The following is a 20,365-nucleotide window of genomic DNA, read 5'->3' as shown; positions in this document are numbered from 1 at the left end:
GACCGCGCCCTACGATCGATCCGTGCCGAACTCACCCGCGATCGACGACTACCTGAAGACGGTGTACGCCCACACCGAGTGGCAGGATGCGCCCATCACGCCGTCGGTGCTCGCCGCCAAGCTCGGGATCGCGCCGTCGAGCGTGACCGAGATGGTCAAGAAGCTCGGCGCGCAGGGCCTCGTCGCGCACGAGCCTTACCGCGCCGTGCGGCTGACGCCCGAGGGCGAGCGCCGCGCGCTGGAGATGGTGCGCCGCCACCGCCTGATCGAGACCTGGCTGGTCGAGGAGTACGGCTACGCGTGGGACGAGGTGCACGAGGAGGCCGAGGTGCTCGAGCACACCATCAGCGACCGCCTGCTGGAGAAGATCGATGCGCGCCTGGGGCGTCCGCGCTTCGATCCGCACGGCGACCCGATCCCGGATGCCGCGGGCGTGGTCGAGCGCGTGCGCTTCGTGCTGCTCGCGGAGGCGCCCGCCGGTCACGAGGGCCGCGTCCTGCGCGTGAGCGACCGCGACCCCGGACTGCTCCGCCTCATCGAGGGCGCCGGGATCGCGGTCGGCCAGGACGTGCGCGTCGCCCCCGCCGGCCTGGAGATCGCCGGCACCCCCGTCGCGCTCCCCGCCGGCGCGGCCGAGGTGATCTGGCTCAGCGCCTGACTACTGGTTGCTGAAGGCCGCGTCGAAGGAGGCCTCGGGGCGCTTCCAGAGGAGGGAGCGGATGCGGCCCACGGCCTCGGCGGCACCGTGCAGGCGGTCCATGCCGGCGTCCTCCCACTCGATCGAGATGGGGCCCGAGTACCCGATCGACCCGAGCGCGCGGAACGCGTCCTCCCACGGGATGTCGCCGTGCCCGGTGGAGACGAAGTCCCAGCCGCGGCGCGGGTCGCCCCAGGGCAGGTGCGAGCCCAGGATCCCCGAGCGGCCCGTCTGCGGGCGCAGGCGGGTGTCCTTGCAGTCGACGTGGTAGATCCGGTCGGCGAAGTCCGTGATGAACCCGATCGGGTCCACGCCCTGCCAGAACATGTGGCTCGGGTCCCAGTTCAGGCCGAACGCCGCGCGGTGGTCGATGGCCTCCAGCGTGCGCACGGTGGTCCAGTAGTCGTACGCGATCTCCGACGGGTGCACCTCGTGCGCGAAGCGCACCCCCTCGCCGTCGAACACGTCGAGGATCGGGTTCCACCGGTTCGCGAAGTCCTCGTAGCCGGCGTCGATCCGCTCGGCGGGCACGGGAGGGAACATCGCCACGTACTGCCAGATGCTCGATCCCGTGAACCCGACGACCGTGTCGATGCCGAGCTTGCGGGCCACGCGCGCGGCGCGCTTCATGTCCTCCGCCGCGCGCTGCCGCACGCCCTCCCCGTCGCCGTCGCCCCACACGTAGGGGCGCACGATCGCCTGGTGACGGAAGTCGATCGGGTCGTCGCACACGGCCTGGCCCGCGAGGTGGTTCGAGATCGCCCACGCCTTCAGCCCGTGCCGGTCGAGGATCTCCAGGCGCGAGCGCACGTACGCGTCGTCCTCATCCGCGCGCTGCAGGTCGAGGTGGTCGCCCGACGCCGCGATCTCCAGGCCGTCGTACCCCCACTCCGCCGCGAGGCGCGCCACCTCCTCGAACGGCAGGTCGGCCCACTGGCCGGTGAACAGGGTGACGGGATGCGATGCCTCGCTCATGCGGAAGCTCCTTCTGAGGGAACGGGGATCCAGGTGTCGGAAGCCGCGGCGGCCAGCACCGCCTCGGTCAGGATCGCGGCGCGCGCGCCGTCGGCGAAGCGCGGCAGGCCCTCCGGCTCCTCGCCGCGGATAGCCGCGTACGTGTCGCGCGCGAATGCCGTGAAGGCGTCCAGGTAGCCCATGGGATGCCCCGAGGGCACCACCGACAGCCGGGCCGCGTCGGGCGACAGCGCCTCGCGGGAGATGACGCGGGAGACGTCCCGCCCGCCGAGCCACAGCTCGTCCGGATGCTCCTGGTCGAACGCGATCGCGCCATCCGAGCCGGACACCTCGATCGTCAGGGCGTTCTTGCGACCGGCGGCGACCTGCGAGACCAGCAGCGATCCGATCGCCCCGCCCGCCGTCTCCACGACGACCGCGACGGCGTCCTCGGTGCGCACCTCGGCGCCCGCCCGCTCGGGGTGCGCGGTCCGGGTGCGCGCGGCGAGGCGGACGACCCGGTCGCCCGTGACGAACTCGAGCAGGTCGACCAGGTGCGACCCGATGTCGCCGAACGCCCGGGAGGCGCCCCCCGCGACGGGGTCCACGCGCCAGTTCTGATCGCCCGGCTCGAGCAGCCAGTCCTGCAGGTACGAGCCGCGCAGCGTCAGCACGCGCCCGATCCCGCCGGCCGCGATCCGCGCACGCGCCTCGCGCGCCATGGGGTGGAAGCGGTACACGAAGGGCACGGTCCCGACGATCGACCCGGCGGCGTCCACGAGCCGCTCGGCGTCGGCGGCGGTCGTCGCGAGCGGCTTCTCGCACACCACGTGCCTGCCGGCGGCGATCGCCGCGAGCGACTGCTCCAGGTGCCAGCGGTTGGGCGAGCACACGTGCACGACGTCGACGCGGTCGATCAGCTCCTCGAGCGAACCGGCCGCATGCGGCACCGCGAGCTCGGCGGCGGCCCGCGCCGTACGATCCGGCGCGGACGACAGGATGGTCGCGACGTGCGCCCCCGCGGCCCGCGCCGCGTGCGCGTGCGTGCGCGCCATGAACCCGCCGCCGACGATCCCGACCCGCAGACCGCCGGGCGCTCCATCCGTCATTTGACCGCTCCCGCCGACAGCCCGGAGATGAGGTGGCGCTGCACGATCAGGAAGCCGATCAGCACGGGCAGCGACACGACCACGGACGCGGCCATCATCTGGTTCCAGTAGACATCAGTCTGCGACGCGTATGCGCGCAGTCCGATCGACAGCGTCCGCGTGGCCGAGTTGGTCAGCACCGAGGCGAACAGCACCTCGCTCCAGGACGTGATGAAGCAGTACACCGCCACGGCGATGATGCCGGGCCGCGCGACCGGCAGCACGACCCGCACGAGCGCGCCGAACCGGCCGAGACCGTCGATCATCGCCGCCTCCTCGAGCGCGCGCGGCATCGCGGCGAAGAAGCCCGACAGCATCCAGATCGAGAAGGGCAGCGAGAACGTCATGTACGTGATGATGAGGCCGAGGTACGACCCGTTCAGCTGGATCCCGACCGTGCGCTGGATCTGCGTGAAGATCAGGTACAGCGGCAGCAGGAACAGGATGCCCGGGAACATCTGCGTCGACAGCACGACGAGGCTGAACGCGCGCGCACCTGGGAACCGGAACCGCGATAGCGCATACGCCGCGAGGATCGCCAGGATCACCGAGCACGCCGTCGCGAAGACCGTCACGATCAGGCTGTTCGTGAAGTAGTGCGCGAGCGGGACGGTCGTCCAGATGTCGACGTACGGCTGGAACGTGATGGCCGACGGGATCCACTGGAACAGGCCGCGCACATCCGTGAGCGGCTTCACCGACGTGGTCAGGATCACGTAGAGCGGCACGATCACGACGAGCGTGAGGAAGACGAGCCCGAAGGCCCGCAGGATGCGGAATCCGCGCGTCTCAATCATCGACGGTCTGTCCCTTCGGCATCACGAGCCGGATGTAGAACGCCGACGCGATCAGCAGCACGACCAGCAGCATCACGCTGAGGGCGCCGCCCACGCCGAAGTTCCAGTTGTTGAACGACTGCTGGTAGATGAGCGGCGAGATCAGCGTCGCCTCCTCGGGCGAGGCGGGGCCGAACAGCAGATACGGCACGTCGAACTGGTTGAACACCCACAGGCTGATCATGAGCAGCAGCACGGTGTTGGCGTGCTTGATCATCGGCAGGGTGATGCTCGTGAACTGCTTCCACAGGCTCGCGCCGTCGAGCGACGCGGCCTCGTACACCTCGTCCGGGATCGACTGCAGCGCGGCGAGCAGCATCAGGAACGCGAAGGGCCAGAACTGCCACACGGTCACCACGATCACCACGATCAGCGAGTTGCCGCCGAGCAGCCAGAACGGCCGGTCCTGCAGGATCCCGAGGTCGTCGACCAGCAGCCGGTTGAGCATGCCGTCGCGCTGGTTGAAGATGAACGCCCACGCGATCGTCGTGACGAAGCCGGGCAGGGCATACGGCACGAGGAAGAGCGTGCGCAGCACGCCGTTGCCGCGGAACTTCGAGTTCAGCAGCACGGCCGCGAAGATGCCGAGCGTCCACGCAATGGCGACCACGATGATCGTGAACACGATCGTGCGCAGGAGCGCGGCGTAGAACTGGCTGCCGATGGGACCGGCGGGGTCGAGCGCCTGGACGAAGTTCTGGAACCCGACGAACGGCGCGGCCACCCAGTTGGCGATCGACAGCTGCGTGAGCGACAGGAACGCGATCCACACGCCCAGCAGCATCGGGATGATGTGGATCAGCAGCTCCATCACGCCGGCGGGGGCGATGAGCGCGTAGGGGAAGAGCGTGCGGCGCCGGCGGCGGCCGGTCGCGGGCGTCGGTCCGCGGCCCCGGCGCCCCGTGGTGATCACCTCGGTGGCGTTGGCGTGCGTGGTCATGCGTCCTCCATCGCAGGACAGGTCGGATGAGCGGATCGGGGCCGCGCCCCCTTCCCCGGCCGGCGAGCGGATGCCGCCCGACGACCGGGGAGGGGGATGCGCATGCCTCCGGTCAGCTGGCCGGCATCTGGGCCTGGGCGTCCTCGAGGGCCTTCTTGACGGCGGCCTCGTCGACCTCCTCGCCCTGCGCGATCTTGGCGAACAGGCCGCCGATCGCCTCGCCCACGAGCGTCTCCATCTGCCCCTCGGACGGGAACAGCGGCATCGGCTGCGAGTGGTCCGCGTACGTGATCTTCTTCGCGGACATCTCCGGGGTCTCGAACGCCGGGTCGTCCATCGCCGCCGTGACGACGGGCAGCGAGGTGTAGGCCGCGTTCAGCGTCTTCTGCTCCTCGTCGCTCGTGAGGTGCTTGACGAACGCGATCGAGGCGTCCTTGGCGTCGGTGTTCGCGAACACGCTGACGTTGATGCCGGCCACGTGGCTCTGCGTGCCCTCGATGCCGGTCGCATCCGCCGTGTTCATCGGGATCGGAGCGACGCCGAAGTCCTCGAAGTCCGCGCCCGCGAACGTCTTGCCCGCCGCCTGATCGAACATCATGGCGGCGCGGCCCTCGATCAGCTCCGGCGGCAGCTGGCTGCCGTCGTTGAACTCGGCGTTGGACGGGTCGACGACGCCGTCCTCGCCCATCAGGTCGAGCCACTGCTTCACGCCCGCGACCACGCCGTCGTTCGCGAAGTCGGGCTCGCCGTCCTCCGTGTAGAGCTCGCCGCCGTTCTGCATGCCGCGGATGAACGCCTGGTGGGCGTTGTTCGACACGCGCTGACCCGCGAGGGTGAAGCCCCACTGGTCGTTCTCGCCGTCGCCGTCGGTGTCCTTGGTGAGCTTCTTCGCGGTCTCGATGAACTCGTCCCACGTCGCGGGCGGCTCCTCGATGCCGGCTTCCTCGAACATCGCCGTGTTGTAGTACAGCGAGTAGGCGAGGCCGTACAGCGGCACGGACGTGGGCGCCTGGCCCTCGGCGCCGCCGGTCGCCCAGCTGGTCTGCACGAAGCGGTCCTGACCGCCGATCGCCTCGAGGGCCTCGCCCTCCCATGGGATGAACGCGCCGCTGGACTGCAGCGGCACGGCCCACGTGTTGCCGATGTTCAGGACGTCGGGGCCCTCGCCGCTCGAGACGGCCGCGAGGATGCGGTTGTACAGGTCGGGCCACGGGATGACCTCGAGCTCGACCTCGACGCCGGTCGCCTCGGTGAACCGGTCGATCGACTCGCCCAGCACCTCCTCGTCCATGCTCACGGACGAGCCCTGGTTGCTGGCCCAGTACGTGATCTTCTGGCCCTCGAGCGAGCCGTCTTCGCCTCCGGCTGCGCCTCCGCCGCCTCCGCCGGCGCAGCCGGCGAGGGCGGCGGTGACCGCCGTGGTGGCGGCCAGGGCCGCCCACCGTGTCGTGCGGGACATCTTCGTGGTGCGGGACATCTTCATCGCTGTACTCCTTGGTTCTCTTCGTTGAGGGGTGGGGCGCTTCACGGATGAACTGCGGACGGATCGCGCGGGGGGGCGGATCCCTAGAGGGTCGCGACCGAGGGATCCCACTCGGGATCCAGCGACGCGGCGGGGGTGACCTCCGAGGTGACCGCGACCGGCTCGCCCGCCTCGGCGGAACGGGCGATCGCGACCATCACCTCGAGGACGTGGAAGGCGAGCTCGCCGGGCACCCGCTCAGGCCGTCCGGCGCGGATCGCCTGCGCGAGCTCGGCGACGCCGGTGCCGCGCGTGTAGCGCGAGCCGACCGCCTCGATCACGCGCTCGGAGTCGTCGGCGCCGTGGATCACGGTCTCGCCCTCGAACGTGTTCGGGTCGGGGAAGACCGCGGTGCCGTCGGTGCCGGCGATCTCGACGAAACCGGTGCGCTTGAGCTTGGAGTCGAAGCTGAACACGATCTGCGCACTGGCGCCCGAGACGAACTCGAGCAGCGCGCTGACGTGCGTGGGCACCTCGACCGGGAACTCCGTGCCGGCCTTGGGGCCGCTGCCGATCACGCGCGACTCGCGCGACCGGGAGCCGTGCGCGTACACGCGGCGGACGGACCCGAACACCTCCACGAGCGTGGTCAGGTAGTACGGGCCGATGTCGAACAGCGGCCCGCCGCCCTTGGCGTACAGGAACTCCGGGCTCGGGTGCCACGACTCGGGGCCCGGGGCCTGGAACAGCGCGAGGCCCGTGAGGGGCGCGCCGATCTCGCCCTCGCGCACGGCGCGGAACGCGGTCTGCAGGCCGGCGCCCAGGATCGTGTCGGGCGCCACGGCGACCCGCACGCCCTTCGCCTTGGCGGCCTCCACCAGCACGCGGCCGCTCTCGACGTCGAGCGCGTACGGCTTCTCGCCCCACACGTGCTTCCCGGCCTCGACGGCCTGGAGGGCGACCTCGACGTGCACCGCGGGGATCGTGAGGTTCACGACGATCTCGATCGCGTCGTCCGCCAGCAGCTCGTCGTACGTGCCGGATCCGGCGATGCCCCACTTCTCGGCCTGGGACGCGGCGCGCGCGGTGTCGATGTCCGCGACGAAGCGCACATCCAGATCCGGGAACGCCGTCAGGTTCTCGAGGTACTGGTCACTGATCGTGCCGGCGCCGACGACGCCCACTCCGACCCGGCCGCTCACGCCTGGCCTCCCGTCAGGAACCCGAAGCTGCGCTGGAGCGCCGCGAAGATGTCGCCCGCGTGGTCGTCGAGCTCGACGACGCGCAAGGCCTGCGGGGCCGCGGCGAGGATGTCCGCGATCGGCAGGATGCCGTCGCCCACGGCCACCTGCTCCTTGTCGTCCTTCGTGCGCGGGCCGTCCTTGACGTGCAGCGCCTGCACGCGGTCGCCCAGGCGGCGCAGCAGCTCGACCGCCGGCTCGCCGCCGACCTCGGCCCAGTAGGTGTCGACCTCGAGCACGACCGACGCGGGCGCAACGGCCGCGAAGACCTCGAGTGCGGCGACGCCGTCGATCCGGCGCTCCAGCTCGAATGCGTGGTTGTGGTAGCCGACGCGCAGGCCGTGGTCGGCCGCGCGCTCGGCGATCTCGCACAGGCGAGAGGCGACGCGCTCGACGCCCTCCCGGTCGGTCCAGTTCTCCTCGGGCACGTGCGGATCGATGATCGTCGTGACGCCGACGCGCTTCGCGGCAGCGAACACGGCATCGAGGTCGGCGTCGAGCAGGTGCACGTGCGCCGTGGGCGCCTCGAGGCCCAGGTCGGGCAGGTGCTCCGCGAGCAGGTCGGCCCGGTCGACCAGACCCCACGGCTCGACGCGGCGGTATCCGATCTCGACCAGGCGGCCGAGGGTTCCGGGAAGGTCGCGCGCGATGTGCTCGCGCACCGTGTACAGCTGCACCGACAGTTCGCCGGCTGACACGAGGCTGGTGGCCAAGGGAGTCTCCTCATCGAGGTCCGATCCGGCGACGTGCCCTAGCCGTCGCCGCTGACGGCACTCAACGTAGCCCGGCCTTCCGTCGAGTGTCAACGAAAGTAGGAAGATCTTCGACGAAGTTCTCCCGAGGCTCGGCGCTCTGCTTGAATGACCGCATGACAGACGGAGGGTCCGCGCTCGGAGGCGCCGACGCGAGCGAGCTGTTCCAGCTGCTGCGCGACGGCCTGCCGCGCACCGTCGCGGATCTCGCCGCGGCCACCGGCGTGGCGCGGTCGACCGTCAGCCTGCGGCTCGACGCGCTCACCTCGCTCGGCCTGATCGGCCCCGTCGATCCCGGCCTGTCGACCGGCGGGCGCCCGCCGCGGCGTGTCGCGCTGCTCCCGGAGGCGCGCCTCGCGCTCGCGATCGACGTCGGCGCAAGCCACGTGCAGGTGGGCCTCACCAACCTCGTCGGCGACGTGCTGCTGCGGCGGCGCGCGCCGAGCAGCGTGGCGGACGGCCCCGATCCGGTCCTCAGCCTGGCGCTCGCGATCGCGGATCCGCTGCTCGAGGAGCTCGGGCGCGACCGCGACGCGATCATCGCGGTCGGCGTGGGCCTGCCGGGACCCGTGCACTTCGAGACGGGACGCCCCTCCAAGCCGCCGCTGATGCCCGGTTGGGACGCGTTCGACGTGCCCGGCTGGTTCCGCGACCACATCGCGGCACCCGTCCTGGTGGACAACGACGTGAACATCATGGCGCTCGGCGAGCACAGCCGCCTCGGCGCCGAGGCCGGCCACTTCCTGTTCGTCAAGGTCGCCACCGGCATCGGCGCCGGCATCATCTCTGGCGGCCTGCTGCAGCGCGGAGCGCAGGGCATCGCGGGAGACATCGGGCACGTGCGCGTGAGCCGCGGCGCCGGCGTGCTGTGCCGCTGCGGCAACGAGGGCTGCCTCGAGGCGCTGGCGTCGGGGCCCGCCGTGGCGGCCGACCTGCGCGAGGACGGGATCGACGCCGCGACCGCACGCGACGTGGTCTCGCTCGTGTCGGCCGGCGACCTGCGCGCGATCCGGGCCGTGCGCCAGGCGGGTCGCGACCTCGGCGAAGTGCTCGCGGCGAGCATCAGCTTCCTCAACCCGTCGGTGATCTCGATCGGCGGGCAGATGGCGGCGGCCGGCGAGCACCTGCTCGCGGGCGTGCGCGAGGTGGTCTACCAGCGCGCCATGCCGCTGGCCACGCGCAACCTGCAGATCATGACGGCCCGCACGGGAGACCGCGCGGGTCTCATCGGCGCGGGCATGCTCGCGATCCACCACGCGCTCTCCCCGCAGGGCATCCAGGCCCTGGACGAGAAGGTGTTCTCCTAGCGAGCGGCGCGGGCCGCGCGCGCGAGCGGCCACTCGATGCCCGTGAGGCGCTCGCACTCCTGCCACACGCGCGTGCGCACCTCCTCATCCGCGGCCCAGCGCGAGGGGCGCTGGCGCACCGTGCGGCCCTGCGTCCAGAACCGGGGGCCCCAGTACTCGCCGCCGCGGACGTCCGGATCGACCAGCGCGCGCACGAGCGACATCGCGCCGCTGCGCTTGCTCTGCGCGAAGGGCTGGGCGCCGTCGCGCAAGCGCTTCCAGCGGCTCGGCTCGTTCACGCCCTGCACGCGCTCGGTGCGGCCGCCGATCGAGTAGCCGGGGTGAGCCACGACGCTGTCGATGGGCACATCGGCCTCGCGCAGCCGCGCATCGGCCTCGATGCCGAGCGCATGCACCACGAGCTTCGACTGCACGTACGCGTGCCACGCCTCGTAGCGCTTCTCGAGCTGGATGTCGGTCGGCTGCGAGATGCCGAGGTGCGTCGAGGCGCTGCCGACCCACACCAGGCGGCTGTGTTCGCGGCGCGACGCGGACTTCGCCAGCGTCGTGAGCAGCTCGGCCGCCAGCACGAAGTGGCCGAGCGCGTTCGTGGCGAACACCAGCTCCCGCCCGTCGCGCGTGAGCTCGCGCGTGCGCGGCGTGTGCACGATGCCGGCATTGAGCAGCACGCCGTCCAGGCGCGACCGCGAGAACAGCCCGCCGCGCACCGAGGCCGCCGCGGCACGGATCGAGCCCGGGTTGCTGACGTCCAGCAGCAGCGTCTCGACCGAGGCGCCGGGCACGCGCGCCTCGATCGCGTCGTGCGCGGCCGCGAGCCGGTTCGGATGCCGCCCGCTCAGCACCACGTGCGCGCCGGCGGCCGCGAGCTGCTCGCTCGCGAAGTAGCCGAGGCCCGCGTTGGCCCCGGTCACGAGGTACATGCGGCCCGACAGGTCCGGAAGCGCGTCCGGATCCCAGTCGGCCCGGCCTCGCGTGATCACAGGGCAACCGTATCCCTCCGGGTACCGCGGTTCCTCCCGACCCGCGCATCCGTGCACGACGCAGGACCCGTTTCGCCGGGGCTTCCTGCGTTGTGCGGATGGATACCCTGTTCCCATGCGACGCGACGAGATCGAGTGCTGGCTCACCGACATGGACGGGGTCCTGGTGCACGAGAACGTGCCGATCCCCGGCGCCCGCGAGCTGCTGGCCAAGTGGCGCGACGAGGAGACGCCGTTCCTCGTGCTCACGAACAACTCGATCTTCACGCCGCGCGATCTCAGCGCACGGCTGCGCGCCTCGGGCATCGAGGTGCCGGAGGACCGGATCTGGACGAGCGCGCTCGCGACCGCCGACTTCCTGAAGTCGCAGGCGCCCGGCGGGTCCGCGTTCGTGATCGGCGAGGCCGGCATCCTGACCGCGATGCACGAGGCGGGCTTCATCATGACGGAGACGGATCCCGACTACGTCGTGGTCGGCGAGACGCGCAACTACTCCTTCGAGGCGATCACCAAGGCCATCCGGCTGATCGGCAGGGGCGCGCGGTTCATCGTCACGAACCCCGACGCGACCGGCCCGAGCGCCGAGGGCCCGCTGCCCGCGACGGGAGCGATCGCGGCGCTCATCACCAAGGCCACCGGACGCGTCCCCTACGTGGTCGGCAAGCCCAACCCCATGATGTTCCGGTCGGCCCTGAACCGGATCGGCGCGCACTCCGAGAACACCGGCATGATCGGCGACCGGATGGACACCGACATCGTCGCCGGCATCGAGGCCGGCCTGCACACGGTGCTCGTGATGACCGGCATCAGCGACGACCGGGAGATCTCCCGCTATCCGTTCCGCCCGAACGAGGTGCTCGCCTCGGTCGCCGATCTGCTGACGCCCGCCGCGCCCGCGGAGGAGCGGGCCCCCGGCCAGCCCGCCGCGGAGCCCGCGGGTGACAGCGCCCCGTCCGGATCCACCGGCGAGGGCAACCGGTGACGGATCCCGCCGCGACCGCAGACCTCACCCCCTCGCGCGTGCTGCGCTGGAAGATCGCGATCTTCGCGATCTTCCTCACGAGCGGCCTCAGCATCGCGACGTGGGCGTCGCGCGTGCCCGCGATCAAGGACGCGCTCGACGTGGACAACACGCAGATCGGCGCGCTGCTCATGGCGGCGGGCGTCGCGTCGATCCTGGGGCTCAGCCTCTCGACCCCGGTGCTCGCGCGCTTCGGCGCGCGGCGCGGCATGCTCGCCCTGATGCTCACGTTCGCGGCCGGCGTCGCGCTCGTCGGCGTCGGCACGGACGCGCTCGGCTCCTACCCCGTCGTGCTCGCGGGGCTCGTGCTGTTCGGCTTCGGCAACGGCTGCCTCGACGTCATCATGAACGTCGAGGCGACCGCGATCGAGCAGCTGGGCGGGAAGACGATCCTGCCGCTGTTCCACGCGTTCTTCAGCTTCGGCACCGTGATCGGCGCGGGGCTCGGGACGCTCGCGGTCGGGGTCGGGGTGGACGTGCTCGGGCACACCGCGGCCGTCGCGGTGCTGATCGCGGCGTTCGCGGTCGCGGCGATCGCGAACGTCCCCGTGCGTCCGTCCGTGGATCCGGATCCGTCCGAGCACGGCGCGGGATGGCGCGGCCGGGTCGCCGTGGCGCTGTCGGCCTGGCGCGAGCCGCGCACGTATGCGCTGGGCGTCATCATGCTCGGGATGGCGTTCGCCGAGGGCTCCGCGAACGACTGGCTGGCGCTCGGCATCGTCGACGGGCACGGCGGCGACGAGACCCTGGGCGCGGTCGGCCTGACGGTGTTCTCGGTCGCGATGACCGCCGTGCGCGTGTTCGGCGGCCCGCTCGTGGACCGCTTCGGACGCGTCGTGATGCTGCGGGTGCTCGCGCTGTCGGCCGCCGCCGGCCTGACGCTGTTCATCCTGGCCCCGAACCTGCCGCTCGTGCTCGTCGGCGCGGCGCTGTGGGGCGTGGGCGCCTCGCTCGGCTTCCCGCTCGGCATGTCCGCGGCGGCCGACGACCCCGCGAAGGCCGCCGCCCGCGTGAGCGCCGCCGCGACCATCGGCTACATCGCGTTCCTGGCGGGCCCGCCGATCCTCGGTGTGATCAGCGATCGGATCGGCCTGCTCAACACGCTGTTCGTGATCGTCGTCCTGTCGATCGCCTCGGGCCTCGCCTCGGGCGCCGCCCGACCGCTGGCGAAGGACTGACCGGTCTCACGCCGCGGCGAGCGCGACCCGCCAGGGGCGCACGCGCACCTCGAGCAGACCGGCCGCGACCGCGCCGTCGTCGTGCTGCGCCGCCAGGATCAGCTCGCGCGCGGCCGCGGCGTGCGGCACGCGCGCGATCGTCATGCCGGATCCCGGATCGTCCGGCAGCGGCCCGCCCGCGACCAGCTGGCCGCGCGCCTGGAGCTCACGCAGGAACGCGATGTGCTTCGGGAAGTCCGGCGACGCGAACACGCCCTCGGGCGGCGTCGCGGGACCGGCGGTGTGCTCGAGCACGAACCAGCGCTCGCCCGGGGCGTCGCCCGCGACGGCGGGCGCATCCGCGTACCGGGCGAGCACCGTGACCCAGCCGCCCGCGGACTCGCCGCGGATCCGATCCGCATCCGCGCGCGCCTCCCAGCCCGCGTGCACGAGGGTGACCAGCGTGGCGGCCTCGCCGGCCGGCACGAAGGTCAGCCTGACGCGCGTGGCGTCCTCCGGCCCGCGGCCGGGATGCCACGTGAACGACACCTCGCGCGGGGCGGCCGATTCCACGACGGTCCCCCACACGGCGGTGCGGCCATCCGGAGCCGTCTCGACGATCCGCTCGCCGTCGAACGCGACCGCGGATCCCTCCCCGAAGCAGCCGTGCGAGGCGACCGGCCACCACGATCCGATCTCGTCGAGGAACACGCGGTAGGCGATCTCCGGGTCGCACGCCACGAGCACCTGGCGGCGCAGCGGCGCGACGCTCACGACGCGCTCCGCCGGGATCCGGGCGCGCGCTCGCCCGCGTGATGCTCGGCGACATGGGCGGCGAAGGCGCCGAGCACGCCGTCCCACTGCGCGACGAGCCACTCCTGGACGGGCGCGAGGCCGTCGGGCGCGAGCGCGTAGAGGTTGCGCGTGCCGACCGAGTGGTGCTCGACGAGCCCCGCCTCCCCCAGCACGCGCAGGTGCTTGCTCACCGCCGGGCGGCCGACGGGCAGGTCCGCCGCCAGCTCGCCCACGGGACGGGGCCCCTCGCGCAGGATCTCGATGATCCGCCGCCGCGTGGGGTCCCCCAGCGCGTCCAGCGCGACGTCCGCGTCCATGCCGATCCTTTCGTCACTCTCGGGTAACCGTCACCCTAGAGTGACCGAAGGATCCGCGCAAGACCGTTAGGCTCATCCGGTGCGTCTCGTCATCGCCCGCTGCTCCGTGGATTACACCGGCCGTCTCAACGCGCACCTGCCGCTCGCCACGCGGCTGCTCGTGCACAAGGGGGACGGCAGCCTGCTCGTGCACTCCGACGGCGGATCGTACAAGCCGCTGAACTGGATGAGCCCGCCCTGCCGGCTCGACGTCACCGCCCCGAGCGACGAGCTCGCCGAGGCCGGCGTGACCGAGCTGTGGAAGGTCACGCACCAGAAGACCGGCGACGCGCTGACCGTGCACATCTACGAGGTGCTGCACGACTCGAGGCACGAGCTCGGCGTGGATCCCGGCCTGATCAAGGACGGCGTGGAGTCCGATCTGCAGCGTCTGCTCGCCGAGCAGGTCGACCTGATCGCGGAGGGCGCGAGGCTGGTGCGCCGTGAGTACCCGACCGCCATCGGCCCCGTGGACCTCCTCGTGCGCGACGCCGGCGGCATGCCGATCGCGGTCGAGGTGAAGCGCCGCGGCGACATCGACGGCGTCGAGCAGCTCACCCGCTACCTGGATCTGCTGGGCCGCGATCCGCTGCTCACGGGCATCCAGGGCGTGTTCGCCGCGCAGGAGATCAAGCCGCAGGCCCGCGTGCTCGCACAGGACCGCGGCATCCGCTGCCTGGTCCTCGACTACGACGAGATGAAGGGCATCGACTCCGGGGCGCCCCGCCTGTTCTGATTCTTTCCCGCTTCGCGGGGTAGTGCAGTGCACGTCCTCGATCGCTCGCCCGACGCTTCGCGCCGGAACTCGCGCTCGAGCGCTGTCGCTGCGCTCCATCGACGGGGAACGTCGCGTTCTCGAGATGGCCGGCAGTCGCTGCGCTCCACGCTCGCGTCGCTCGCACGGGCCTGACGCGCACGCGCCTCTCACTAGGCTGAGGGGCATGACGTCCTCGCCCTGGTCCTGCATCCTCTGGGACGTGGACGGGACGGTGGCGGACGCGTCGGCCGGCATCCTGCCGCGGATCACCGAGGTGCTGACCGCGATGGGGCGCACGACGCCCGCCGCCGCCGAGCTGCGGCACTGGATCGGCCCGCCGCTGCTCGAGTCGTTCCAGACGCGTGCGCTCCTCTCCACGGAGCAGGCCACCGAGGCCGTCGCGGCGTACCGCGCGCTCGCCTCGCGCGACGGCTACGCCGCGTCCGTCGCGCTGTACCCGGGCGTGCCCGAGCTGATCCGCGAGGTGCACGAGGCCGGGGTGCCCCAGGCGACGGCCAGCACCAAGCCCCAGAACCAGGTCGAGGCGATCCTCACGCACTACGGGCTCGACAACGCGTTCACGGCGATCGTGGGCGCGCGCCCGGAGGCCGATGTGCTTGACACCAAGTCGGACGTGCTGGGCCGCGCGCTCGAGGGCCTGGCCGCGGCGGGCATCGACACGTCGCGCCCCGTGCTGATCGGCGACCGGCACCACGATGTCGACGGCGCGGCCGTGCACGGCGTGCCGGTGGTGTTCGTGCGATGGGGCTTCGGCTCCCCCGGCGAGGAGGACGGCGCCCAGGCGGTCGTCGACGACGCGACCCAGCTGCGCGAGCTGCTCCTGTCGGGAGCCTGAGCGTGGGCGCGCCCGAGCCCGACGCGCTGGGATGGATCGTCCCCGCGCTCGTCGTGTTCGGATCCGCGGCGGTGCTCGTGCTCGTCGTGATCCTGCTGGTGCGCCACGCGCGCCGCGGACCGCGCGCCCGGGGTCGCGCCGCCGCCGCGACCGAACGGGCCGGAGCCGCGCTGGTGCGCCTCGATGACGCGATCGACGAGCTCGAGCTCGAGGTCGGCCTGTCCGGCGCGCTCTACGGGGGCGGCGCACCGGCGTCCCTGCGTCGCGCGCGGATGACCGCCCAGCACACGCGCGACGAGGCGTTCGCCGCGTACCGCGACCTTCTCGCGGCGGAGACCGCCGCCGCGACGATCGACCGGCGGGCGCGCGACCTGCTGCACCGCATCGAGCGCACCACGACGACCATCGCGGGCGCGCGCGCCGAGCATCGGGCCTGGATCGACCGGCACGTCACCGCCGCGGATCAGGTGACCGCCGCAGAGCGGCGCCTCGCCGAGCTGCGCGCGCGCATGGGCGACCCCGACGCGCTGCTGCGCGAGCTGGAGGAGCGCGCCGACCGGTCGGAGTGGACCGAGGCCGAGCGCGCGACGGAGGCGGCACACGCCGCGGTCGCCGACGCCGAGCGGCACCTGGCCGCCGCCCGCGCGCGAGCCGCGGATCCGTCCCGCTCGGCGCTCGAGGACCTCGCCGCGGCCGAACGCGCCCTGCGCCGAGCGGACGCGGAGTCGCGCGCGCTTGAGGAGGCGCACCGGCTGGTGATCCAGGCCGGACTCGCGGTAGCGGACGAGGTCGCGGATGCCCGCGGCGCCATCCGGTCCGCCACGGGCATCCGGTCGGCGCTGCCGCCCGACGAGTCCGAGCGCCTGGGCGACGAGATCCGGTGGGCCCACGGCGAGGTCGACCGCATCGCGCCGACGGCCGCGCGCCGTCCCGTGTCCGCCAACGAGGCGATCGCCCGCGTGCGGGAGCGCCTCGACGCGGCCCTCGCCGACGCCCGCACCGCGCAGCAGCGCCTGCGGGGCGCCCGCAGCGCCCTGCCCGGCACGCTCGCGGCGGCCCGCAGCGCGATCGCCCGGGCGGAGACCGCGCTGCCGGCCCGGTCCGCGGGGCTCGACGCCCGCGTGCGGCTCGACGCCGCGCGGCAGGAGCTCGCGGACGCTCGGCAGATGCAGGATCCGGTGGCGGCGCTCGACGCCGCGCGCCGCGCGATCCGCCACGCCGAGGACGCGAAGGCCCTCGCGGACTACCGCCGCGAAGGCCTCGCCCCCGCCGACGGCCCGGACTGACCGGGGCAAAGGAAAGAGCCCGGTGCCGAAGCACCGAGCCCTTGTCGTCGGACCGCCGCAGCGGCCGACTTGGAGAGATCGTGGATCAGATGGGGCGGATGTTCTCCGCCTGCAGGCCCTTGGGGCCCTGCGCGATCTCGAACTCCACGCGCTGGTTCTCCTCCAGCGAGCGGTATCCGGAAGACTCGATCGCGGTGTAGTGAGCGAAGACGTCAGAGCCGCCCTCGTCGGGAGAGATGAAGCCGAAGCCCTTCTCCGAGTTGAACCACTTGACGGTGCCCTGCGTAGCCATTTACTGCCGTTCTTCTTGATTGAAACCGGCCCGAGAATCGTGCCGACCCTCCCCACGGTAACGGAGTCACCTGTAAAGGGGTAGGGATGTTTTTTTCGTGACGTAACCGTTGCACCGCCTGGCGGGAGCATCCGGCCCGCATCTCCGCGTCGCGCCCCGGGAAACGAGAACGGCCCTCACCGAAGGGGGGATTCAGTGAGGGCCGGACGACCATTGGGGGGCGTCAGGGAAAGAGTATCGGAAGACCCGCCGATTTGTCCCCCATTCGGTGGACATGCCCGGGCAGTCCGAGCGCGGCCGCCGTCACCGCCTGGTGAGCAGGATCGGCGCGTTCGCGTTCACGAGCACGTCGTGCGCCACGGCGCCGATCGGGGGGCGCGCGTCGCCGTCCGCGCCGGGGCCGAGCACGAGCAGCTCCTTGTCGAGCGCGGCGTCGAGCAGCGCCTCGGCGGCGGGGCCGGAGAGCACGCGCCGGCGCACCTCGACGCCGGCGTCGCTCGCCGCCAGCAGCGCCTCGGCGGCGTCGAGGCCCGCGGTGCACCGCTCGGCGCACGCGGCGTGCACCAGCGTGACCGGGCGACCCGGCGCGTTCGCCGCGATCGCGGCTGCGATGGGCCCGGCCCCCTCGGGGCGTCCGATGCCCGCGACCACGCCGCGGCGGAAGCGCAGGTCGATGTCGGGGATGACCGCGACGGCGCACGGCGCGGCGATCGCCAGCTGCACGCCGAGCGATCCGCGAGTGCGCCCGCGGGCGTACTCGTCCTTGCCGCTGCCGATCACGATCGTGTCGTGCGGGGTCGCCGCGCGCGCGAGCGCGCGCCACACCGGCCCCTCGAGCAGGAGCCGCTGCACCGCGAGGTCCGGGTGCTCCGCGCGGAGGGAATGAGCGGCGTCGGCGAGCAGGGTCTCGCCGACGCCGCTCTCGTCCTGAGGGACCGCGACATGCGCGAGGACGAGGGGTGCTCCGTCCGATTCGGAGCGGGATGCCGCCCATCGCAGCGCGGCGAGGCTCGGGGGGAAGCCGTCGACGCCAACGATGCGGCGCGGGGGGAGGGTGTCGGATGTCATGCGGGAACCAGCATCGGACGGACGCGGCCGTGTCAACAGGGTCGAAGGTCCCGCCGGTTTGGGACTAATCTCACCCGACGGGGATATCTCCTTGGAGGAGGTGCGGGTGAGCGACGAGCTGGGCTTCGCGGAGGTGCCGCGCACCGAGCTGGAGCGCACGATCGCGCAGCTGGTGCAGGACGCCCAGCGCGTGCTGACGACGAAGAGCCGGATGCGCGCCCTGCTCGCGGCGTATCGCTCCGTGACCGAGACGCTCGATCTGGATGACGTGCTGCAGCGCATCGTGGACGCCGCCGTGAGCCTCGTGGACGCGCGCAGCGGCGCCGTCGCGGTGTTCGACGACGACGGCACGGTCGAGCGCATCATCCGCGCGCGGGAACCGGAGGACGCCGGCGCCGCGTCCGTCCCGCTGGCCGACGCGCTCGAGAGCGGACGTCCGCCGCGCGTCGAACGCGTGGAGCGCGATCCGCAGGCGGTCGGCATCGCCTCCGCCGAGGTGGACGGGACGGGATTCCTCGCCCTGCCGATCCGGGCCCCGCGCGGCGCCTACGGCGCGCTGTACCTGTCGGGGCGAGCGGACGGCGACTTCACGCACGAGGACGAGGAGCTGACGAGCGCCCTCGCCGCGAACGCGGGCGTGGCGCTCGAGAACGCCCGCCTGTTCGAGCAGGCGCGGCGCCGCCAGCGCTGGAGCGCCGCGCTCGCCGAGGTGTCCTCGGCGCTGCTGTCGGAGAACATCGGCGACGTGACCGGCGTCGTGCTCGCGCGCGTGGCGACCCTCGTCGGGTCCGACCTGGCGTGCGTGATCCTGCCGCTGCCGGGCGTCGGCGGCGCGGACGGCGACGAGCTGCTCGTCCACACCGCGCGCGGCGTGGGATCGGATCCGCTGGAGGGGCGGCGCTATCCGCGGGCCGGCTCGCTCGTCGATCGGGCGCTGTCGTCGGGGCGCCCCGTGCTCGCCGCGCGCAGCCCCGCGGCGATCTCGATCGAGGCCGACATGGGCCCGACCATGGTGATCCCCGTGGTGGTGTCGGGCGAGCCCATCTGCGCGCTCACGCTGTCGCGCTCGCGGGGCGGCGCGAGGTTCACGAACGAAGACGTGGACCTCGCCGCCGACTTCGCGAGCCAGGTCGGTCTCGCGGTCGAGCTCACGCAGGCGCGCGCCGACCGGCAGCGCCTGGAGCTGGCCGACGAGCGCGCCCGCATCGCACGGGATCTGCACGACCAGGTGATCCAGCGCCTGTTCGGCGCCGGCCTGTCGCTGCAGTCGCTCGCCGCACGCCATCCGGAGGCCGCGAGCGGGATCCTGGATCAGGTGGACGCGATCGACGGCGCGATCGCAGAGATCCGCACCGCCGTCTTCGCGCTCACCGCGCGGCGCAGCGACGAGGACGCCTCCACCCGCCGCCGCGTGCTCGACGTCGCGACGGAGCTCGCGGACGCCCTGAGCAGCACTCCCCGCCTCTCCTTCACGGGCGCCGTCGACCTGATGGTCACGGAAGGCCTCGCGGACGACGTCGTCGCGGTCGTGCGCGAGTGCCTCGCGAACGCGGCCCGCCACGCCTCGGCGGACCTGGTGTCGGTCGAGGTGGCGGTCGACGACGAGGCCGTCACGGTGACCGTGACCGACGACGGCATCGGGCTGTCGGCGGAGACCGGACGACGCAGCGGCACGGCCAACCTGGCCGACCGCGCGAGCCGACGCGCCGGCGTGTTCGAGCTCGGCCCCGGCGACGACGGCGGCACGCGCGCGTTCTGGCGGGCTCCCCTCTCCGCGCCGGACTCCCGCAGCGGGGCGGAGAGGAGACGCGCGTGACACGCGTGTTCCTGGTCGACGACCACGAGATCGTGCGCCGCGGAATCGCGGACCTGCTCGACGCGCAGCGCGACCTCGAGGTGGTGGGCGAGGCGGGATCGGTGCAGCAGGCTCTGGTGCGCCTGTCCGCGATCGTCCCCGATGTCGCCGTGCTCGACGTGCGGCTCCCCGACGGGGACGGGATCCAGCTGTGCCGCACGATCCGCTCCGCGCATCCGGACGTCGCGTGCCTCATGCTCACGGCGTACGACGACGACGCGGCGAGCACCGCGGCGGTGCTCGCGGGCGCCGCCGGCTACGTGCTGAAGGACATCCGCGGCCAGAGCCTCGCCGACGCCATCCGGCGGGTCGCGGCGGGTCACTCGCTCGTCTCCCCGGCGGTCGCGCGGCGGGTCGTCGCGAGCGTCGAGAAGACCGTGACCTCCCGTGCGGGCGACGAGCCGAGGCCCGCACTGACGCTGCGCGAGAGCCAGGTGCTGCGCCTGATCGGCGAGGGCTTCACCAACCGGCAGATCGGCGAGCGGCTCGATCTCGCGGAGAAGACCGTGAAGAACTACGTCTCGGCGCTGCTCGCCAAGCTCGGGATGGAGCGCCGCACGCAGGCCGCCGTCTACGCCACGTCGCACGCCCGCCGCTGACGGAAC

Annotated in this window: 21 protein-coding genes; 9 read left to right on the top strand and 12 right to left on the bottom strand. The window is 72.7% G+C overall.

Annotated elements, in window-relative coordinates:
• The first annotated feature begins 22 nt into the window (after positions 1-22).
• Complete coding sequence (locus tag AAD528_RS08975; RefSeq protein WP_345751731.1) at positions 23-658, top strand: metal-dependent transcriptional regulator; 636 nt, start codon at positions 23-25, stop codon at positions 656-658.
• Here AAD528_RS08975 and AAD528_RS08970 read toward each other — a convergent pair whose 3' ends face one another.
• The 7 genes from AAD528_RS08970 to AAD528_RS08940 all read right to left on the bottom strand — a co-directional run bounded on the left by AAD528_RS08970 (position 659) and on the right by AAD528_RS08940 (position 7,991).
• Entirely contained in the window at positions 659-1,672 is a 1,014-nt protein-coding gene (locus AAD528_RS08970) for a sugar phosphate isomerase/epimerase family protein (RefSeq protein WP_345751730.1), read from the bottom strand.
• Complete coding sequence (locus AAD528_RS08965) at positions 1,669-2,760, bottom strand: Gfo/Idh/MocA family protein (RefSeq protein ID WP_345751729.1); 1,092 nt, start codon at positions 2,758-2,760, stop codon at positions 1,669-1,671. Before AAD528_RS08965 ends, AAD528_RS08970 begins: the two co-directional genes overlap by 4 nt.
• Complete coding sequence (locus AAD528_RS08960) at positions 2,757-3,596, bottom strand: carbohydrate ABC transporter permease (RefSeq protein WP_345751728.1); 840 nt, start codon at positions 3,594-3,596, stop codon at positions 2,757-2,759. The genes AAD528_RS08965 and AAD528_RS08960 overlap by 4 nt, the downstream gene beginning before the upstream one ends.
• The gene (locus AAD528_RS08955) at positions 3,589-4,575 is read right to left on the bottom strand and encodes a carbohydrate ABC transporter permease (RefSeq protein ID WP_345751727.1); all 987 of its coding nucleotides are present in this window, start codon (positions 4,573-4,575) and stop codon (positions 3,589-3,591) included. The genes AAD528_RS08960 and AAD528_RS08955 overlap by 8 nt, the downstream gene beginning before the upstream one ends.
• 112 nt (positions 4,576-4,687) lie before the next feature.
• Positions 4,688-6,058: an ABC transporter substrate-binding protein gene (locus tag AAD528_RS08950; RefSeq protein WP_345751726.1), complete on the bottom strand. Its 1,371-nt coding sequence runs from the start codon at positions 6,056-6,058 to the stop codon at positions 4,688-4,690.
• 83 nt (positions 6,059-6,141) lie between these two features.
• Positions 6,142-7,239, bottom strand: a complete 1,098-nt coding sequence (locus AAD528_RS08945) for a Gfo/Idh/MocA family protein (RefSeq protein WP_345751725.1) — start codon at positions 7,237-7,239, stop codon at positions 6,142-6,144.
• Positions 7,236-7,991: a sugar phosphate isomerase/epimerase family protein gene (locus AAD528_RS08940; protein ID WP_345751724.1), complete on the bottom strand. Its 756-nt coding sequence runs from the start codon at positions 7,989-7,991 to the stop codon at positions 7,236-7,238. Before AAD528_RS08940 ends, AAD528_RS08945 begins: the two co-directional genes overlap by 4 nt.
• A gap of 155 nt (positions 7,992-8,146) precedes the next feature.
• Between AAD528_RS08940 and AAD528_RS08935 the strand changes: the two genes are divergently transcribed.
• Positions 8,147-9,337, top strand: coding sequence for an ROK family transcriptional regulator (locus AAD528_RS08935; RefSeq protein ID WP_345751723.1), 1,191 nt, complete (start codon positions 8,147-8,149; stop codon positions 9,335-9,337).
• Here AAD528_RS08935 and AAD528_RS08930 read toward each other — a convergent pair.
• Positions 9,334-10,317: an SDR family NAD(P)-dependent oxidoreductase gene (locus AAD528_RS08930; protein WP_345751722.1), complete on the bottom strand. Its 984-nt coding sequence runs from the start codon at positions 10,315-10,317 to the stop codon at positions 9,334-9,336. The genes AAD528_RS08935 and AAD528_RS08930 overlap by 4 nt on opposite strands.
• A 115-nt stretch (positions 10,318-10,432) precedes the next feature.
• Between AAD528_RS08930 and AAD528_RS08925 the strand changes: the two genes are divergently transcribed.
• Positions 10,433-11,299 carry an HAD-IIA family hydrolase gene (locus tag AAD528_RS08925; protein WP_345751721.1) on the top strand — a complete coding sequence of 289 codons (867 nt, stop codon included), beginning with the start codon at positions 10,433-10,435 and terminating at the stop codon, positions 11,297-11,299.
• Entirely contained in the window at positions 11,296-12,516 is a 1,221-nt protein-coding gene (locus tag AAD528_RS08920; protein WP_345751720.1) for an MFS transporter, read from the top strand. Before AAD528_RS08925 ends, AAD528_RS08920 begins: the two co-directional genes overlap by 4 nt.
• Before the next feature lie 6 nt (positions 12,517-12,522).
• Here AAD528_RS08920 and AAD528_RS08915 read toward each other — a convergent pair whose 3' ends face one another.
• Both AAD528_RS08915 and AAD528_RS08910 read right to left on the bottom strand, forming a co-directional pair.
• Positions 12,523-13,269, bottom strand: coding sequence for an SRPBCC domain-containing protein (locus AAD528_RS08915; RefSeq protein ID WP_345751719.1), 747 nt, complete (start codon positions 13,267-13,269; stop codon positions 12,523-12,525).
• Entirely contained in the window at positions 13,266-13,607 is a 342-nt protein-coding gene (locus AAD528_RS08910; protein ID WP_345751718.1) for an ArsR/SmtB family transcription factor, read from the bottom strand. Before AAD528_RS08910 ends, AAD528_RS08915 begins: the two co-directional genes overlap by 4 nt.
• Positions 13,608-13,686: 79 nt before the next feature.
• Here AAD528_RS08910 and nucS point away from each other — a divergent pair, with 79 nt between their 5' ends.
• The 3 genes from nucS to AAD528_RS08895 all read left to right on the top strand — a co-directional run bounded on the left by nucS (position 13,687) and on the right by AAD528_RS08895 (position 16,545).
• Positions 13,687-14,382, top strand: coding sequence for an endonuclease NucS (gene nucS, locus AAD528_RS08905; protein ID WP_345751717.1), 696 nt, complete (start codon positions 13,687-13,689; stop codon positions 14,380-14,382).
• A gap of 205 nt (positions 14,383-14,587) precedes the next feature.
• Entirely contained in the window at positions 14,588-15,259 is a 672-nt protein-coding gene (locus tag AAD528_RS08900) for an HAD hydrolase-like protein (RefSeq protein ID WP_345751716.1), read from the top strand.
• A gap of 2 nt (positions 15,260-15,261) precedes the next feature.
• Positions 15,262-16,545: a hypothetical protein gene (locus AAD528_RS08895; protein WP_345751715.1), complete on the top strand. Its 1,284-nt coding sequence runs from the start codon at positions 15,262-15,264 to the stop codon at positions 16,543-16,545.
• Positions 16,546-16,630: 85 nt separating this feature from the next.
• Here the strand turns inward: AAD528_RS08895 and AAD528_RS08890 are convergent, their stop codons facing one another.
• A complete protein-coding gene (locus AAD528_RS08890) occupies positions 16,631-16,837 on the bottom strand; it encodes a cold-shock protein (protein WP_345751714.1) in 207 nt (68 codons plus the stop codon).
• Positions 16,838-17,140: 303 nt separating this feature from the next.
• On the bottom strand, positions 17,141-17,905 hold the full coding sequence (locus AAD528_RS08885) for a universal stress protein (RefSeq protein WP_345751713.1): 765 nt from the start codon (positions 17,903-17,905) through the stop codon (positions 17,141-17,143).
• A gap of 106 nt (positions 17,906-18,011) precedes the next feature.
• On the opposite strand from AAD528_RS08885, the gene AAD528_RS08880 reads away from it, so the two are divergent.
• A complete protein-coding gene (locus tag AAD528_RS08880) occupies positions 18,012-19,721 on the top strand; it encodes a GAF domain-containing sensor histidine kinase (RefSeq protein ID WP_345751712.1) in 1,710 nt (569 codons plus the stop codon).
• Complete coding sequence (locus AAD528_RS08875; protein WP_345751711.1) at positions 19,718-20,359, top strand: response regulator; 642 nt, start codon at positions 19,718-19,720, stop codon at positions 20,357-20,359. Before AAD528_RS08880 ends, AAD528_RS08875 begins: the two co-directional genes overlap by 4 nt.
• The last annotated feature ends 6 nt before the right edge of the window (positions 20,360-20,365 follow it).

Source organism: Microbacterium rhizophilum (genome assembly GCF_039605615.1).
In the GTDB taxonomy this organism is placed as follows: domain Bacteria; phylum Actinomycetota; class Actinomycetes; order Actinomycetales; family Microbacteriaceae; genus Microbacterium; species Microbacterium rhizophilus.
The sequence above is the reverse complement of the archived record's forward strand: the minus strand, read 5'-3'. Positions and strand labels throughout refer to the sequence as shown.

What these genes read in the sequence shown, in the direction of transcription:
- AAD528_RS08970 (WP_345751730.1), bottom strand. Translation starts at nt 1,672, where the DNA reads ATGAGCGAGGCATCGCATCCCGTCACCCTGTTCACCGGCCAGTGGGCC.
- AAD528_RS08965 (WP_345751729.1), bottom strand. Translation starts at nt 2,760, where the DNA reads ATGACGGATGGAGCGCCCGGCGGTCTGCGGGTCGGGATCGTCGGCGGC.
- AAD528_RS08960 (WP_345751728.1), bottom strand. Translation starts at nt 3,596, where the DNA reads ATGATTGAGACGCGCGGATTCCGCATCCTGCGGGCCTTCGGGCTCGTC.
- AAD528_RS08955 (WP_345751727.1), bottom strand. Translation starts at nt 4,575, where the DNA reads ATGACCACGCACGCCAACGCCACCGAGGTGATCACCACGGGGCGCCGG.
- AAD528_RS08950 (WP_345751726.1), bottom strand. Translation starts at nt 6,058, where the DNA reads ATGAAGATGTCCCGCACCACGAAGATGTCCCGCACGACACGGTGGGCG.
- AAD528_RS08935 (WP_345751723.1), top strand. Translation starts at nt 8,147, where the DNA reads ATGACAGACGGAGGGTCCGCGCTCGGAGGCGCCGACGCGAGCGAGCTG.
- AAD528_RS08925 (WP_345751721.1), top strand. Translation starts at nt 10,433, where the DNA reads ATGCGACGCGACGAGATCGAGTGCTGGCTCACCGACATGGACGGGGTC.
- AAD528_RS08910 (WP_345751718.1), bottom strand. Translation starts at nt 13,607, where the DNA reads ATGGACGCGGACGTCGCGCTGGACGCGCTGGGGGACCCCACGCGGCGG.
- AAD528_RS08900 (WP_345751716.1), top strand. Translation starts at nt 14,588, where the DNA reads ATGACGTCCTCGCCCTGGTCCTGCATCCTCTGGGACGTGGACGGGACG.
- AAD528_RS08890 (WP_345751714.1), bottom strand. Translation starts at nt 16,837, where the DNA reads ATGGCTACGCAGGGCACCGTCAAGTGGTTCAACTCGGAGAAGGGCTTC.
- AAD528_RS08885 (WP_345751713.1), bottom strand. Translation starts at nt 17,905, where the DNA reads ATGACATCCGACACCCTCCCCCCGCGCCGCATCGTTGGCGTCGACGGC.